Origin of the sequence: Cupriavidus sp. BIS7 (assembly GCF_000292345.1) — a bacterium.
Lineage (GTDB): Bacteria > Pseudomonadota > Gammaproteobacteria > Burkholderiales > Burkholderiaceae > Cupriavidus.
The window spans coordinates 16,645-30,468 of the sequence record NZ_ALOU01000080.1 but is presented as its reverse complement, the minus strand read 5'-3'; the positions used below and the strand labels follow the sequence as shown (position 1 = coordinate 30,468).

Genomic DNA, 13,824 nt, shown 5'->3' with positions numbered 1-13,824 from the left:
TTGCGAGGGGGCGAATATTAAGGGAGCCATGCAGGGTTGGCAAGCACTTTCTGAAGAAAGTTGGAGACACCTCAAAAAGTAATTTACGCGACACATTCATGGCGCGATTACGGCGCTACCGAGATGCAATGAATTGGGATGCGTGACAGCATCGGCGGAATCAAGGGCCTTATATATAAAAAGGCTATCTATTGGAGATATTGAAATGACCATCCGTATCGTCAGGCTCGGCACGCCCCGCGCAAAGGATGAAGGATTGCGCATGGGTACCGTGCGGCGGCCGCCGCGTGGGGTGCCAAAGGCTGAATTTGCGAGCCGGGACTATTACGACGTGTGGTACCCGGCACTGTCCCCCTCCGCTGAACTGGTTGCAGAAGCCCAGGCGGCGACGGACGACAAGGCCTGGCGCGCATTCGAGAAACGCTTTCGGGCGGAAATGGCGGAGCCTGACGCCAGCCGCACGCTGGACCTGCTCGCCGCCCTCTCCCATCAGACGAACTTCTCTCTCGGCTGCTATTGCGAAAACGAAGCGCATTGCCATCGCTCGATCCTGCGGGACCTGCTGGTGAAGCGCGGCGCCGACATCACCTAGCTGACGAAACCTTCGGGCTATGATGCGAAGCTTCGCCGTTCGTGTAGCGAAGCTTCTAACTGGCAACTCACACGCCGATGGCATTGAACCTCGTCTGGCTCGGATTCTTCCTGATCTCCTTTGTCGCCGCCTGCGTGCGCCTGATTGGCGGCGATACCACCGTGTTTCCCGCAATGCTGGCGAGCCTGTTCGACAGCGCGCGCACGGCATTCGAGATATCTCTTGGTCTGGCGGGCGTGATGAGCCTGTGGATTGGCATCATGCGAATCGGCGAGCGCGCTGGCGTCGTCGACCTGTTCGCCCGGCTCGTGAACCCATTGCTGCGCCATTTCTTCCCAGGCGTACCGCAGGGGCACGCGGCGCAAGGGGCGATGATGATGAACGTGTCCGCCAACTTGCTTGGGCTCGACAATGCCGCCACGCCGCTTGGGCTTAACGCGATGCGCGAGCTCCAGTCGCTCAATCGCAAGCCCGACACCGCCACCGACGCGCAGATCATGTTCATAGTGCTGAACACGGCCGGTCTGACGCTGATCCCTACCTCGGTGATCGCCATCCGGCAGGCGATGGCCGTCAAGCAAGGGTTGGTCGGCTTCAACGCTGCTGACATCTTTCTGCCGACGCTGTTGGCAACTGGCGTGTCTTGCCTGGCCGGATTGCTTGCGGTGGCGTGGGTTCAGCGGCTCAACCTGCTCAAGCCGGCCGTACTGACGGCGCTGGCAATCGTGGGCGGCATGCTGGGCGGTTTGTTCGTCTGGTTGCGGCATGCCCCGCCCGACAAGGTAAGCCAGGTGACGGCGCTGGCCGGTAGCGGGTTCATTCTTTCACTGATCACGCTGTTCCTGGTCTGCGGCGCATTGCGCCGAGTCAATGTCTATGACGCGTTCATCGACGGCGCCAAGGAGGGCTTTGGTGTCGCGATCCAGATCATTCCCTATCTGGTAGCGATCCTCGTAGCCATCGGCCTGTTTCGCGTTACCGGCTGCATGGATGCGGTAATGAATGCTCTCACCGCGGTTTTCCAATGGCTCGGCATGAACACCGAGTTCGTGCCCGCCCTGCCGGTCGGCTTGATGAAAATCCTGTCAGGTGCCGGCGCCAGGGGCCTGATGGTCGACGTGATGACCACCTATGGTGTCGATTCGTTTCAGGCACGGCTGGCGGCGATTATTCAGGGGTCGACCGAAACTACGTTCTACGTGCTTGCGGTGTATTTCGGCAGTGTCAATGTGCGCAATACACGGCACGCGCTGGCCTGCGCTCTGGTTGCGGACTTTGTCGGACTTGGCGCTGCCGTGTGGATTGCGTATCTTTTCCGCTAGTTGTTGTACGACCACAACGTCATTGTGCTCCATTGCAGCCATTTGCCAGCGGAGACACTTGGTGCGACGCAACAAGTCGTGTATAGTGAAGTCTGTCTCCTCCACCACCTCGGTGGATTCCAACCCGCGCCTTAGTTGCGCGGGTTTTTTTTGCGCAAAATCTGGTGAATCCATGGCCGACTGAGATTTTTTCGATCGGTCTGCATTAGGAATACGGCCTCTGCACCGCAGCGCGCTACATTTCCCAGCCCTAGTGCATCGCCGCACGCTTCGCACGCAAAACTCGGCATTCGGCCATATTTGTTGCGATGCAGCAATCGCCCAAGTACAGTGGCATCGGTACTGACCCTGAGACCACTCTCTGCTTGCCGTCCTTGCCATGCGCCCCGCCCCGCCTTGCCTCCGCTACTGGCCCGAACCTGCCTTCCTGAGACGCGGCGTCATCTACGCACTGTCCTTTCTCGCGCTGGCCGGCACGGGGTGGCTTACCGGTGAAGCAGGCTACCTCTGGTCAGCCACGGCTTCCATCTGGACATGCCTTGCTGATCGTCCCGGCACTGCCGCAGCCCGCATGCGTGGCCTCGGCACCGTTGGAATTGGCGGCGCCGCCGCCAGCATCATCGGCGCGAGTCTTTCCGCGTCCCCGCTTGGCGCGTTGGCCGTGGTGCTGGCTGGCGGCCTCATCGCTGGACTCTCGGAGATTCGAGGCCCGGCTGCCGCGCTGTGGTTCAAGCTTCTCTACGTGGTGCTGATCGCGGCATGCCTGCAGCCCGTGTCCGGGCCGTCGATCGCCGCGCATGCCTGGATGGCTGGCGTCGACTTCCTGCGCGGCGGCGTGTTTGCATGCCTGTTCTGCCTGGTACTTATCCCCTCGCTACGGGATACGCGTCCGCGGAGCGAGGTTATCGCCATCTACGACTCGCTGCAGCGGTTTGCGGCGGTGCTCGGCACGTTGAAACCCGTCGATATGGCGCCACACAAGCAGGAAATCCGGCTGCGCATCGAAGCTGCCCGCGCAGCGGTTTCCAGCCGGCGCGGTCTGGCCGATCCGGTTGGGCTCCTGCATTACGCGTACCTCATTGGCGTGGGAGACGCGATCTTTGCCTTGCTCATCGTTGCCGGTGAATTGCGGGAAAGGCTGGAACGATCCCACGACCTGCACGACCTGCCACTGGGGCACACCGCTCGCTGCCTTGAAGATACGCACGCGCAGGTCCGGCAGGCCTTGTCCCGACACGCTCCCGACCTTCCCGCGCTAAGTGCCATGCTCACTCACGATCTGCGACGGCTGGTTGCCCAGCGCGCCAATGCCAGTGCGCCACCGGCGTATCAATCTGCCCTGGCTGCGCTGGCGAAGTATCCGGATTTCGATCGCTGGCGAGATGGGTTTTCCTGGCGGCGTGCTGGAATCGCCGGCCTGATCGATCGGCTTGGCCGCACGCTTGCGGATCTTGCCGCGCGCGACGCGCGCGTGTCACGCCACGCGGTGCGGCTCGCACTTGCGGGCGGCCTGAGCCTCTTGCCCGCGCAACTGCTGCAAGCCGACCATGGATACTGGGTTGCCGTCACCGTGATCATGGTGCTGAGCCCGCGCCTGCAGACGACCCGCCTGATCTCGTTTCAGCGCTTCGCGGGTTCGCTGGCCGGCGCACTGCTCGCATGCGTGATCGGAGCGGCTCATCCGACACCAGCCCTGGCCCTCGGGCTGAGCGGGATATTTCTGGCGGGCGCATACGCCCAGCGCCTGGCCGGCAATGCCGGTGGGTTCGCGTTCTGCCTGACTCCGGCGATCATCCTGTTTTCGTGGATTGGCGAGCCCGCGTCGAGCAGCAGCCACGTTGCGGTGCTGCGCGGCATCGATACGGCAATTGGCTGCGTGATCGCGCTCGCCAGCTATTACGTGCTTGCGCCGCGCGCCGAGCTGTCGCGCGCTTTTCGCCATAGCCTTGACGCGCTTGCGGTGAACGCTGTCTACCTGCGCGCGACGATCAGTGCCGCCCGTACGCTCGCCCCGGCCCAGTTGCGACTCGAGGCCCTGCGTGTAGCCGCCGGCCGTGCGTCGTCGCGTGCCGAGGACACACTCGCGCAGTGCTCGGCCGACCTTGCACCGGGACTGGCAGCCGCGCATGCGTCGCTCCATGGCACGGCACGCCGCATGGCTTCTCTGGCAGGGTTGATCCGGGCCGGGGCGGAATCCGGGGAAGTCAGTCTGCCGCCCGATTCGGCGATTCAAACCCCGCTGATGGACCTTGAGGCACGCCTGGCCGAAGTCGCCGTCCGCCCGGGACGAAATGGCGCGACGGCTACCGTTGCGCCCACCAGATTCGCGCGGCCGACGCCGGTCGACACGCCCTTCGAGCGTTTCCTGGCCGAGCAGGCGGCCTACGCCGATCTTCATATCGATGACGCACACCAATCGGTGGCCAGCATGCGAACGCTTGCAGCGGAACACGCAGCCAACAGACGGACTCGGCTACGTGGTATGCGCGCCGGCTGAGAACGCAGCCGGTCTGCCGGTCTAGCCTGCAAACTGTCGATAACCGTCGATGCCGGCACGATATCGGCATAGGCCACCTCCGGGTCAGCCCCGGGTTGCCGGACGCCCGCAATTATCTATATTGAAGGGATATTCGCCGTTCCCCCGTTCCCGACAAGACGAGGTGCGCCATGACCGATATCACTTTCCCGAACAGCAATCCGACATACTGCGGAGCCAGTCTGACGCTTTCCTGCCCCGCAACGGTCAATGGCAACCACTCCCAGTACTCCGTTACGGCCGAAGCGCTGGAAGCTTATTGCGGTGCACGCTCGCCACGTGAAGAGGATCTGGTGCGCGCGTTCACCGATAACCGTGCGCGGATCGAGCAGCTAGCGCAAAGCATGTTCGAATTGACCGAGGCGCGCGAGATCGTGCTGCGCGGCGGCCACTTCCGCTTTGCTGGCTGAACGGTCCAACGCCCGGTTTCTATTCCTCCGACGCCTTCCCGCGAACGAGCAGCACCGGCATCGTTGACTGGCGAATCACCGCTTCGGCCACGCTGCCGAGCACTAGCCTGCGCACGCCGCGCCGGCCGTGCGTGCCGATGACGAGCAGGTCTCCACCCCATTCGCGGGCGGCCTCGTTGATTGACGCTGCGATATCGCCTGTCACCGCCGGTTCGGTAACGAGCTTTGTCTCGAACTTCACGCCTGCGTCGCCAAGTACCTTGCTGGCCGCCTCAAGCGCCCGCGTGCCGCTTTCCACGAACGCACGCTCGATTTGCGACGGATCGTAGTAGCCAGCGTCGAACAGCATCGGGGCGTCGTCCACAACGTAGAGCGCCAAAATCGTTGCCCCGCCGCCGCCTGCCACGCGAATGGCCTGCTGCAGCGCCAGGTCCGATGTGCTGCTGCCATCCACCGCCACCACGATCTTGCTATATGCCGTACTGGTCATTACGTTGGCCTCCCGTCAGAAGATGAGCTTTGATAGTACTCATGGCGTGTGGCTCACGTGATGAGCCGATTCTGAAAAACCGTGCGGCAATCGACGAACCATCGACGAACCTTTAAATTGACCGACCGGTCGGATTATCTATATAGTGGTCGGGCCCGACCCCACAGCGCTCCATCCAACAATTACAGGTCGGCCCGTCGCAGCAGACGACTGTCCAGGAGACGTGATGTACACACAGAGCCTCGACCTGCCCGGCCAGGCGCAACAGGTTGCGCCCATAGCCCCCGATCTGGCAGAACGCCAGGCCGCTTTCGATGCACGCATCGCCGAAGATGCGAAGATCGAGCCGATGGACTGGATGCCGGACGCCTACCGCAAGACGCTGGTCCGCCAGATTTCCCAGCACGCGCATTCCGAAATCGTCGGCATGCTGCCTGAAGGCAACTGGATCAGCCGCGCGCCGTCCCTCAAGCGCAAGGCCATCCTGCTGGCCAAGGTCCAGGATGAAGGGGGCCATGGCCTCTATCTATATAGCGCTGCCGAAACCCTCGATGCTTCACGCGACGACCTGGTCGACGCACTCCACACGGGCCGCGCCAAGTATTCATCGATCTTCAATTACCCCACGCTCACGTGGGCGGATGTAGGGGTGATCGGCTGGCTGGTGGACGGCGCGGCGATCATGAACCAGATTCCGCTGTGCCGCTGCTCGTACGGCCCCTATGCCCGCGCGATGATCCGCATCTGCAAGGAGGAGTCGTTCCACCAGCGCCAGGGCTTCGATGCCTTGCTGGCGATGATGCGCGGCACGGAAGGCCAGCGCGAGATGGTGCAGGACGCGGTCAATCGCTGGTGGTTCCCGGTTCTGATGATGTTCGGACCGCCGGATGCCGCCTCGACCAACAGCACGCAGACCATGGCCTGGGGCATCAAACGCATCTCCAACGACGATCTGCGCCAGAAGTTTGTCGATGCGACGGTCGAGCAGGCCAAGGTACTTGGCGTAACGCTGCCCGATCCTGGCCTGGTATGGAATGCCGAGCGCGGGCACTACGACTACAGCCCGCTCGACTGGGAGGAATTCTGGCGCGTGATCAACGGCGACGGCCCCTGCAACAAGGAGCGTCTGGCTACGCGCGTCAAGGCACACGAGGATGGTGCCTGGGTACGAGAAGCCGCACTGGCCCACGCTGAAAAGCAGGCGCGCCGCGCTACCGCCGCCAAGGCAGCCTGAGAGGAGACCGACATGACACAAAAGGAATGGCCGCTGTGGGAAGTCTTTGTCCGCAGCAAGCAGGGCCTCGAGCACAAGCATTGCGGCAGCCTGCACGCCGCCGACGCGCAGCAGGCGCTGCACATGGCACGCGATGTCTACACGCGCCGGCAGGAAGGCGTATCGATCTGGGTGGTGCCGTCGGCAGCGATCACGGCCAGCGCGCCCGCGGAGAAAGCCGAGCTGTTCGACCCCGCGGCGGACAAGATCTACCGGCACCCAACGTTCTACCAGTTGCCCGAAGAAGTGAACCATATGTAAGGCCGGCACCATGAGCTCATCGATCACCGCCGACACCATCAACGACAGCGCCGTTGCGCGCCTGCCGCTGGCCAACACCGCGCCGCTGCAGTACGTGCTGCGCCTGGCCGACAACGCGCTGATCCTGGGTCAGCGCAATGCCGAATGGTGTGGCCACGGCCCCGCGCTGGAAGAGGACATCGCGCTGACCAACATCAGCCTCGACCTGATCGGCCAGGCACGTCTGCTCTACAGTCATGCCGGCGCGCTCGAAGGCCGGCTGACCGGCCGCGTACGGCATGAGGACGAGTATGCCTATTGGCGCAGCGAGCGCGAGTTCCACAACTGGACGCTGCTGGAACTGCCGCACCAAGGCCCGCTGGCCGGCACCGCGAGCGCTGACCGCGACTACGCGGTGACGATCATGCGTAACTTCCTGTATGGCGCGCTGATGGCCGAACTGTGGCCTGCCCTTGAATGCAGCAGCGATACCGAACTGGGCGCCATCGCCGCCAAGTCGTCGAAAGAAGCGCGCTATCACCTGCAGCATGCGGCCGGCTGGGTTGTGCGGCTTGGCGATGGCACGGAAGCATCGCACCTGCGCATGCAGCGCGCGCTCGACCACCTGATGCCGTACATGAACGAGTGCTTCGGCGCTGATCCGGTGGAGCAGGAAGCGGCCAGGCAAGGCGTCGCCGTGGAAACTGCCGGCCTGCGCCCCGCCTGGGAAGCCACCGTGCAGGCCACGCTCGACGAAGCCACGCTGCGGCTGCCCGCACAGTCCGCCTTTGTCTCGACTGGCAAGCACGGCGTGCACTCGGAGCACATGAGCTACCTGCTGGCCGAACTGCAGGGGCTCGCCCGCGCCCATCCGGGCGCACAGTGGTAGCACAGGCAAGGGCCCACGCCATGCGCAGCCCCTCGAACATCGCTGGTTCGTCCCCGTTCGCCCCGACGTTCCCCGCCCCGGGCGCAGGCACGGACGCAGGCACGGGTACGCCGGAAAGCCGGCTGGCCCGCGCCTGGGCGGCGCTCGAAGCGATACCCGACCCGGAGATCCCGGTTGTATCGATCCGCGACCTCGGCATCCTGCGTGACGTTCGGATCGGCGCGGATGGATCGACCCTGGAAGCCGTCATCACGCCAACGTACTCAGGTTGCCCGGCCATGTCCCAGATCGAAGAGGACGTGGGCAGTGCACTCGAAGCCGCAGCCCTGGCGCCGTGGCGCGTATGCACGGTACTGGCGCCCGCCTGGACAACCGACTGGATCACCGATGCCGGCCGGGCCAGCCTGCGTGCCTATGGCATCGCCCCACCGGGACAATGCACCGCCGCTGCGCCCGCGCATCATGTGAAGCCGGTGCACTTCGTGCCCCGGACCGAGCCAGCCGAAGCCGTTGCCTGCCCGCATTGCGGCAGCACCCATACGCAGGAACTGTCGCGCTTTGCGTCTACCGCTTGCAAGGCGCTCTATCGCTGCCTGGATTGCCGCGAACCGTTCGACTACTTCAAACCCTACTGATCACCGGCCATGACCCCACAGTTCCACCCGCTGCGCGTGGCGCAGGTTCGTCCGGAAACGTCCGATACGGTGTCGATCGCGTTCGAGGTTCCCGACACGCTGCGGGACGCCTACCGGTTCACGCAGGGTCAGTTCCTGACGCTGAAAGCGCCGGTCGACGGCAAGGATGTGCGCCGCTCGTACTCGATCTGCTGCGGCGTGCAGGACTACGCCGAGCGCGGGGAGCTTCGCGTGGCGGTCAAGCTTGTCGACGACGGCGTGTTCTCGACCTGGGTCCACGACAACGTCACCGCCGGCCAGACGCTGGACGTCATGACCCCCGACGGCCGGTTCCACGTGCCGCTGGACCCCGTCGCGGCGCATCACTACGTCGCCTTCGCGGCAGGCAGCGGCATCACGCCAGTGCTTTCGCTGATCCGCACCACACTTGCCATGGAGCCGAACAGCCGTTTCACGCTGGTCTATGGCAACCGCAGCGTCGATACGATCATCTTCTCCGAGGCGCTGGAGGATCTGAAGAACCAGTATCTGTCGCGCTTTACGCTGTACCACGTGTTGTCGCGCCAGCCACAGGAAGTGGACCTGCTGCACGGCCGGGTGGACGGTGAGCGCGTGGGCAGGTTCCTGCAGACGCTGATCCCTGTGGATGACATCGACGCGGCGTTCGTCTGCGGCCCGGCATCGATGATCGACGAGGTGGAAGACGCGCTCAAGGCAGCCGGTCTCGATCCGCACCGGATTCACGCCGAGCGTTTTGGCGTGCCGCTGGACCAGCCCAGGCGCGTGCAGCCTCCCCACGCCGAACAGGCCGGAACGGCGGAACTGGTGGTGGTGCTGGACGGCAAGCAGCACAAGATGCGCCTGCCGATGGCCGACGGCAAAGTGCTGGACACCGCGCTGGCCGCAGGCCTGGATCTGCCATACGCGTGCAAGGGCGGGGTCTGCTGCACATGCCGGGCCAAGGTGCTCGAAGGCAAGGTGGAAATGGAGAAGAACTACACGCTCGAGCCGTGGGAGATGGAAAAGGGCTTTGTGCTGACTTGCCAGGCCCGGGCGCTGACGCCGCGCGTGGTGGTCAGCTACGACGAACGCTAGCCGTCCCGACGTGGGGGCCGACCCTGGCCGCGACTATGGTAGGAAACCCACACGCCGGGGCATCACCATGCGCGATTGACCACATGCCGTGATTACAATGGCGGGGCACGCTTGATCCGTCGCACCCTATACAATCCCGGTCATGCAATACATTCATGTCGTCAACGGCGATGTCGCGGGCAACACGCTGCGCCAGGCTCTGGCCCAGGCGGCCCGTCCAGATCCGGTGGTCGTCCTGCGCGATGACCTCGCCGTCGGCCCCATTGCCGATATCGACAGCACCGGCCTGATCCGCTCCGGCTTCTGGCAGCGGGTGGCTCCCCATTCCGATATCGATTTCGGCGCCGAGATGCGCCAGGCGCTGGAGCAGTTTCAGTCCCTTCGGCGCGACAACATGGAGGTTGCCATCTGGCACGGCCAGAGCGCGTCCGACCAGCTGATGCTGCGTCGCGTGGTCTTTCATCTCTACCAGGCGCCGCAGCGCATCAACGAAGTGGCGATGGACCTGCGCGAGCTGGAGACGCCCACGCATGGCAGCCTGACCGCCATCGGCATGTATCCGGCGGCACGGCTGGCGCGCCGGTTTTCGACGATCGCGCCGGTCTCGGTGCTGCGCCTTGGCCGTTTGGGCTACGAGTGGCAGCAGAACGTCAAGGAAAATGCCGACGTGCGCCTGTGGAAAGGCAATACGCTGGTTCCGGCCGCCTATCACACCGTCGACGACGTGATCCTTGAGCGAGCCCCGGACGACTGGACGCCTGCCGCCCAGGTCGTGGGCAGCGTCATGGGCGCGATCGAAGGGCTGCTGGCCAGCGACTGGTTCGTATTCTGGCGCTGCCGGGAACTGGTAAGCACGGGCCAGCTCCTGCTGCGTGGCAACCCGGAAGCGCTCGACACCTGCGAGATCCGCCGCAACAACATCGCCGCCAGCGACGAGTAATCCCGCGTCAAACCCGACCCGGGCGCTGACTCCAGGCGGACATTTCGGACCCATATGGCCAGAACCAAAGCGCCCGACTTCGAGGCGCAACGCGAACAGATCCTTGACCTGGCTGCGGCCGCCTTTGCCGCCACCAGCTACCCAAGCACGTCAATGGCCGACCTTGCCGCCGCCTGCGGTACGTCGAAGGCCCGGCTCTACCACTATTACGAGAGCAAGGAAGCGATCCTGTTCGACCTGCTCGACCGTTACACACGCCAGCTCATGCTGATCGTCACCGGGGTCGAGGCAGAAAGCGAGCGCCGCGGACTGGACAATCGCGAAACCTTCGGCCATCTGCTGCGGGCGTTCCTGGCCGAGTACGAGACGTCACAGACACGCCATATCGCACTGATCAACGACGTCAAGTTCCTGGCCGAGGAACAGCGCGACCAGATCCTCAAGCGCGAGCGCGACGTGGTGGCCGCGTTTTCGCGCCTGCTGCGGCTGGCCTACCCGGACCGGGTCACGCGAGACAACCAGACCGCGCTGACCATGACCGTGTTCGGCATGATCAACTGGACGTTCACGTGGCTCAAGCCGGGCGGCAAGCTGTCTTACGCCGAGTTTGCCGAGATGGTGATCGAGCTGCTGGAAGGCGGCCTGACGCCGCGTATGCCCCGCGCCGCGGGCTAGTCGTCAGGACCACTCGGCCTCCTCGCGCTTCTGCCGCTGCTCGCGGTCCTGGCGGAACATTTCCTCAAGCTCGTCGCGCGCCTGCTTGGCCAGCGACACCAGCTTCTTCTGATCGGTGTAGTACGGATAGAAGCGGTCGATCCCCTGGATGTTGTGACGCCGGAAGCGCAGCGCCACGCTGCGGGCGTCGGTCGGGTCGAAGCCAAGGCCTTCCAGCACCCGGCGCCCCATCATCAACGATCCCTCGAACATCTCCCGCTCATAGATCTCCACGCCGCGATCCTTTAGCTGATAGACGTGCGATACGTGGCGCGCGCGTGCGTAGATGGTCAACTCCGGCCACCGTTCACGCACGCGGTCGATCAGCGCCAGGCTGTCTTCCATGCCGTCGATCGCCACCACCAGGATCTTTGCCTCCCCCGCGCCTGCCGCTTCGAGCAGGTCCACCCGCGTGGCGTCGCCGTAGAAGATCTTGAAGCCATACTGGCGCAGGAACTCGATCTGGTCGGGATCGTGGTCAAGCACTGTCACACCGATACCCTGTGCGTAGAGCAGGCGACCAATGATCTGGCCGAACCGGCCGAAGCCCGCAATGATCACGGGATTGCGCTGCGGCGGAATCGCGTCATCAGGCCGCCGCGTAAGCGCGTGCAGGCGTGGCGCGATCAAACGATCGAAAACGAGCAGCATCAGCGGCGTGGCCACCATCGACAGCGCGACGATCAGAACCAGCAACGCTTCGATACGCTCGGGCAGCAAGCCGGCATTGCCGGCAACGCCGAACACCACGAATGCGAACTCCCCGCCTTGCGAGATCAGCAGCCCGAACAGCAGCCACTGGCCGCGCGCAATCCCGAATCGAGGCGCGAGCAGCGTCAGCACCAGCGTCTTGACCAGCACGAAGCCGGCCACCAGTCCCAGCACCTTCCACGGCGCCTGCGCGAGCACGCCGAAGTCGATCGACATGCCAACGGCCATGAAAAACAGGCCGAGCAGCAGTCCCTTGAACGGCTCGATGTCGGCCTCCAGCGCATGGCGGTATTCGGAATCCGCCAGCAGCACGCCGGCCACGAACGTGCCAAGCGCCATCGACACGCCCACGGCGTCCATCAGCAGCGCGATACCCACCACCAGCAGCAACGCAAATGCGGTGAACATCTCGCGCATGTCCGTGCGCGCGATGAAGCGCAGCGCCGGGCGCACCAGGTACCGGCCGCCCACCACCACGATGGCGATTGCGGCCACCGCTCGGGCCGCGGTCTGCCAGTGCGGCGGGCCGTGCGGGGCCACGCCGGCCGCATCTACCGCCAGCAGCGGCAGCAACGCGATCATCGGAATCGCCGCGATGTCCTGGAATAGAAGGATGCCGAAGCTGGCCGCGCCAGCCGGCGTACCCATGAGGTTCCGTTCAGCCAGCGTGGCAAACGCGATGGCGGTGGAGGACAGCGCCAGACCCAGCCCCGCAACGACCGCGATCTGCCACGGCGCGCCAAGCAGCGCAGCCAGTGTTCCCACCACCAATGCACACGCGGCCATCTGCGCCGTGCCAAAGCCAAAAATCGTCTTGCGCAGGTTCTTGAGCTTGCGTGGTTCGAGTTCCAGGCCGATCACGAACATCATCAGGACCACGCCGAATTCTGAGAAATGCAGGATCGACTCGACGTTGGTAACCAGGCGCAGCGCGAACGGCCCGATTGCCGCGCCCGCCAGCAGGTATCCGAGCACAGCGCCCAGTCCGAAGCGTCGCGCAAGCGGCACCGCAACCACCGCCGCCACCAGGAAGACGACCAGCGCAATCATGAAATCGTGCTGGTTCATGACGCGTCCTCCCCGGCCACTTCCGCGCGGGTCCACTGCTGCGTCTCCTGGGGCAGCGGCAGGGCCGGAAGATGACGGGCCACGTGCTCGATATGCAACGCCACGGCATCGCTATCGGCGTTGTCGGCGTCGTGGAGGACCACGGGCGGCAGCCAGGTCATGCCGCACAGCAGCGCGGTCTGTTCAAGCGGCAGCAGGAAGTCGGCAATCGGGTGGCCGTGGACGCCGTCGGGGCCATAGGCGTCGGCGTGACCGCCCGTGCTGATCACGGCGAGCATGGACTTGCCGCGCAGCGCCGTGCCGCCAGGGCCAAAGGCCCAGCCGCTCTCGAGGACTTCGTCGAGCCAGAGCTTGAGCAGGGCAGGCACGCTGTACCAGCGCACGGGAAATTGCAGGACCACCGTCTCCGCGGTCGAGAGCAGCCGTTGTTCGGCCACGACGTCGATGTCGTAATCGACATAGAGCCGGTACAGCTCGCGCACCTCAACGTGCGGCAACGCAGCCAGCGCCTCGGCGAGGGGGCGGTTGACGCGAGAGCGCCGGGGCGCGGGGTGCGCGTAAATCACAACAATGGGGGGCTCGGTCATGTAGTCCTGGATGCGGAACGGGTCCATTGGTGACCGGCAACCGAAAATATGCGGCGTTGCAGCAAATCCACAATCCGCACCCCGATGGCGTCACTACTGGACGGCCAAACCGTTGATTTGGCTCAATTTTTCGAAATGTCACACTTTCAAGTGGATGTTGCGGCGCACGCATGCTTACACGAGACTGACAATTCCACTACAATACTTTTCGCGCCGCAGCAACCTAGTGTTTGCCCGGATCCGGCGCATCGTCGCACGAAAGTGCATGGGCATACACAGCGTCGGTGCTATTTTTATACCGATCACTGAAGAAGGAAACCAA

The 13,824-nt window shown here is 64.2% G+C and carries 14 protein-coding genes; 11 read left to right on the top strand and 3 right to left on the bottom strand.

Annotated features, from left to right (window positions below):
* Positions 1-205 precede the first annotated feature (205 nt).
* From B552_RS0124355 to B552_RS0124340, 4 genes are all read left to right on the top strand, one after another.
* The gene (locus B552_RS0124355) at positions 206-592 is read left to right on the top strand and encodes a DUF488 family protein (RefSeq protein ID WP_019451673.1); all 387 of its coding nucleotides are present in this window, start codon (positions 206-208) and stop codon (positions 590-592) included.
* Between the two features lie 77 nt (positions 593-669).
* Positions 670-1,914 carry a spore maturation protein gene (locus B552_RS0124350; RefSeq protein WP_019451672.1) on the top strand — a complete coding sequence of 415 codons (1,245 nt, stop codon included), beginning with the start codon at positions 670-672 and terminating at the stop codon, positions 1,912-1,914.
* Between the two features lie 571 nt (positions 1,915-2,485).
* Positions 2,486-4,411: an FUSC family protein gene (locus B552_RS0124345; protein ID WP_237718357.1), complete on the top strand. Its 1,926-nt coding sequence runs from the start codon at positions 2,486-2,488 to the stop codon at positions 4,409-4,411.
* Between the two features lie 170 nt (positions 4,412-4,581).
* On the top strand, positions 4,582-4,860 hold the full coding sequence (locus B552_RS0124340) for a DUF1488 domain-containing protein (RefSeq protein WP_019451670.1): 279 nt from the start codon (positions 4,582-4,584) through the stop codon (positions 4,858-4,860).
* A gap of 19 nt (positions 4,861-4,879) precedes the next feature.
* Here the strand turns inward: B552_RS0124340 and B552_RS0124335 are convergent, their stop codons facing one another.
* Positions 4,880-5,350, bottom strand: coding sequence for a universal stress protein (locus B552_RS0124335; RefSeq protein ID WP_019451669.1), 471 nt, complete (start codon positions 5,348-5,350; stop codon positions 4,880-4,882).
* Positions 5,351-5,576: 226 nt separating this feature from the next.
* On the opposite strand from B552_RS0124335, the gene paaA reads away from it, so the two are divergent.
* The 7 genes from paaA to B552_RS0124300 all read left to right on the top strand — a co-directional run bounded on the left by paaA (position 5,577) and on the right by B552_RS0124300 (position 11,097).
* Positions 5,577-6,584 (top strand): 1,2-phenylacetyl-CoA epoxidase subunit PaaA, encoded by a 1,008-nt coding sequence (gene paaA / locus B552_RS0124330; protein ID WP_019451668.1) that lies wholly within the window; start codon positions 5,577-5,579, stop codon positions 6,582-6,584.
* Between the two features lie 12 nt (positions 6,585-6,596).
* Positions 6,597-6,884 carry a 1,2-phenylacetyl-CoA epoxidase subunit PaaB gene (gene paaB, locus B552_RS0124325; RefSeq protein WP_019451667.1) on the top strand — a complete coding sequence of 96 codons (288 nt, stop codon included), beginning with the start codon at positions 6,597-6,599 and terminating at the stop codon, positions 6,882-6,884.
* A 10-nt stretch (positions 6,885-6,894) separates the two neighbouring features.
* Positions 6,895-7,752 (top strand): 1,2-phenylacetyl-CoA epoxidase subunit PaaC, encoded by an 858-nt coding sequence (paaC, locus tag B552_RS0124320; RefSeq protein ID WP_019451666.1) that lies wholly within the window; start codon positions 6,895-6,897, stop codon positions 7,750-7,752.
* Between the two features lie 20 nt (positions 7,753-7,772).
* Positions 7,773-8,387, top strand: coding sequence for a 1,2-phenylacetyl-CoA epoxidase subunit PaaD (gene paaD / locus B552_RS0124315; protein WP_019451665.1), 615 nt, complete (start codon positions 7,773-7,775; stop codon positions 8,385-8,387).
* 9 nt (positions 8,388-8,396) lie between these two features.
* Positions 8,397-9,482, top strand: a complete 1,086-nt coding sequence (gene paaE, locus B552_RS0124310) for a 1,2-phenylacetyl-CoA epoxidase subunit PaaE (protein WP_019451664.1) — start codon at positions 8,397-8,399, stop codon at positions 9,480-9,482.
* 142 nt (positions 9,483-9,624) lie between these two features.
* Positions 9,625-10,422 (top strand): DUF1835 domain-containing protein, encoded by a 798-nt coding sequence (locus tag B552_RS0124305; protein ID WP_019451663.1) that lies wholly within the window; start codon positions 9,625-9,627, stop codon positions 10,420-10,422.
* Positions 10,423-10,476: 54 nt separating this feature from the next.
* Entirely contained in the window at positions 10,477-11,097 is a 621-nt protein-coding gene (locus tag B552_RS0124300; RefSeq protein WP_019451662.1) for a TetR/AcrR family transcriptional regulator, read from the top strand.
* A gap of 3 nt (positions 11,098-11,100) precedes the next feature.
* Here B552_RS0124300 and kefC read toward each other — a convergent pair whose 3' ends face one another.
* Entirely contained in the window at positions 11,101-12,915 is a 1,815-nt protein-coding gene (kefC, locus tag B552_RS0124295) for a glutathione-regulated potassium-efflux system protein KefC (protein WP_019451661.1), read from the bottom strand.
* Complete coding sequence (locus B552_RS27855; RefSeq protein WP_051003615.1) at positions 12,912-13,502, bottom strand: NAD(P)H-dependent oxidoreductase; 591 nt, start codon at positions 13,500-13,502, stop codon at positions 12,912-12,914. The genes kefC and B552_RS27855 overlap by 4 nt, the downstream gene beginning before the upstream one ends.
* Positions 13,503-13,824: the final 322 nt, after the last annotated feature.